This is a genomic window from Frankia sp. CcWB2 (assembly GCF_977927585.1).
Genome location: NZ_CDWRCM010000144.1, coordinates 10,945 through 13,386, shown reverse-complemented (window position 1 = coordinate 13,386; position 2,442 = coordinate 10,945). Strand labels below are relative to the sequence as shown.

At 69.4% G+C, this 2,442-nt stretch carries 2 protein-coding genes and 1 pseudogene; all 3 read right to left on the bottom strand.

The genetic code is table 11. From position 1 onward, the window contains the following. A pseudogene (locus ACY45C_RS15125) lies at positions 1–637 on the bottom strand (hypothetical protein); the annotation flags it as partial. A gap of 23 nt (positions 638–660) precedes the next feature. Then, on the bottom strand, positions 661–933 hold the full coding sequence (locus ACY45C_RS15120; protein WP_462188237.1) for a hypothetical protein: 273 nt from the start codon (positions 931–933) through the stop codon (positions 661–663). A gap of 2 nt (positions 934–935) precedes the next feature. Further along, positions 936–2,442, bottom strand: a 1,507-nt coding sequence (locus ACY45C_RS15115) for a formylglycine-generating enzyme family protein (RefSeq protein ID WP_462188236.1), incomplete at its 5' end; no start/stop codon positions are given.

Here is a 2,442-nt window from a genome sequence, read left to right as displayed (position 1 = left end):
GGTTGGTGTTGGAGCTGGGTGTGGATGTTGTTCGCCGTTCTGGTGTGTCGTGCGTGGCGGCGTGGTCGGGATCCGGTGGGTAGTCGGCGTTGGCGGTACGGGACGCGAGATGCCACAGCCAGGTGTCCGCGGTCGACCAGGAGTCGATTCGGACGGCGTCAGCGGGTCGCGGCGGGTCGGCTTCGGGAAGGGTGGGGAAGGTCAGGAACGCGATCGTGAACCCTCGGGCCGACGGCGCCAGGCGGGCCCAGGTGGGCAGCGCCGAGCCAAGGTCAGGGGGTGGGGTCGCACTGCCGCGCCGGCCGGCGACGGCGCGCAGGACGTCGAGGAGCTCGGACCCGCCGGTCTGGACGTGGACATGGACGCGGACATGGACGATGACGAAGGCGCGGTCCGGCCGGTCCGGGTCGGGTAGGAGGATCTCCGTACCGAAGATCGGGTTGTTCGTCTCGCCGGTGGGTGCGGTGCGCTGCCAGCGGCTCGGCCGGTCAGGCGTGCCGTAGAGGATGCGTGCGCAGGCGGCGCTGAAATAGGTGCTGCGCGCGGCGGTGGTCGCTTCGATTTCCTTGTGGCGTAACGGCAGCGGACCTTCCGGCCAGTCCGGGGCGCCGGTGAGGAAGGCGGGACAGACGACCACGAAGGAATGCCGTCCCGGACGGTCTACCGGTAGAATTCGTCGACCTCCGGAAGGTCCAGTCTGATCACGAAATGGGCTCGGCCGGTGGACGGGGCGACCTCGAAACGCACACGCTCCCCGACGATGATCGTGCGGAATCCTTCGGTGACGATGTCGCTGTAGTCGAAGCCGTGGATCTCGCCGGTCTCGTCGTCGCGAACCAGGTAGGTCGCGGTGACCCGGTGGGGTCCGCTGCCCAGCGGTTGGCGATCGACGATCCGGCCGAACCGCTGCCCGCTGTCCGGCACGCCGGTCATGGTCACGCGACCTCCCGCACGCAGCGGAACCCGACGGCGTTACTGCTGCCCCGGCGTAGGTACAGGGCCTTCGACGAGGTCTGCACCGCCCGGTACGGGTTGTCGTAGGAGCCACCGCAGATCACCGCAGAGTTGATCCCGTCGAACACGGTCTCGGTCCATTCCCACACGTTGCCGGACATGCCGTGCACCCCGAACGGGGACAGGTTCGCCGCATGATCGGTCACCGGAGTCGGGGCGCAGTCCCGCAACCGGCCACCGTCGATCTCCTGCTTCCAGACCTCGTAGGTCACCAACGGCCGGCCGCTCCACGCGTCGGCGCAGTTGACCGCGGCCAGGTCGACGTCGTCTCCCCAGGGGAACAGCCGGCCGTCCGTGCCCCGGGCGGCGGCCTCCCACTCGACGCAGGTCGGCAGCCGCTTGCCCTCGAAGCGGGCGAAGGCGTAGGCACTCCACCAGTTAACGCAGTTCGCCGGGTAGTTGTCGTACGCCGGATCGGTGAAGTACTCCGGGTTCCGCAAGCGTTCCCGCCATGGTTCGTGGGTGTGGCCTGGCGGAGCGCCCGGATGATCCCACTGCGCGCAGCCCTGCTCGGCGACCGCGGCGAGAAACGCCTTGTACCGCCCGACCGTCACGGGGAACTCGTCGAACAGCACCGGCTTCTCGATCTTTCGGAGGAGGAGGCGGTGGCTCGGCCCGACCAGGTACGTCGCTGCCGGGAGCGTCCGCGGGGGCGCGGGGATCGTCTCGGCGCCGAGGTGGACGAGGAACTCCCGGACCTGCTCGGTCAGAATCGGTTCGGCGTTGCTGCCCGCGGCTTCCCGTCCGGCCGCGGTCCGCAGGTAGCGCGCGGCGAAATACTCCTGGAAAACGGTGTGCACCAACGCCACCGTGCCGGCGCCGGCCGGGCGGAACAGGGGCGCGAGCAGGAACGTCTCCAGCGTGACCCGTCCCTCGGCGAAGCATTCGATGCCGACGTGGGTGCAGAGGTCCGCCAGAGTGAACACCGCCTGATCGGCCAGGAATGCCGGGCCAAAGTAACTCTCCAGCCTGGGCCGGAGATCGGCGAGCCCGGCGGTGTTCAGGACCTGCCCGATGCGGGCCGGCACCAGGTCCACGAGGTGCCTGGCCGCATCCGCGGCGGGCCTCCGCGCGAGCTGGCCGGTCTGCTGAGCGAGCCGCAGTTCCAGCGGCGAGACCGAGTAGACCCGCTCGTCCGCGTGCAGCTTCAGGTCACCGAGCCGGACCACGCTGAACTGCGGAAGCTCCAGCGGATCGACGCCGTTCGCGTGCAGCTGCTGGACGAGCTGCTCCGAGATCAGCGACGAGCTGTTCAGCAGCCGGCGGACCTCGGGCGAGTCGGCGAGGAACGAGTAGCGGGACGACATCACGACCGTCGACTCCGCCGACAGCGCCTGCGAGACGTCGGAGAACACACCGAGGAACGCCTCCAGGCTCGTGTTCGGCACCGCCTCATCGATCGCGTCGAGCACGCACAGCACGGAGCCG

Bases quoted from the DNA above. Each gene is read 5' to 3' on its own strand.
- ACY45C_RS15120 (WP_462188237.1), bottom strand. From the start codon at position 933: ATGACCGGCGTGCCGGACAGCGGGCAGCGGTTCGGCCGGATCGTCGAT.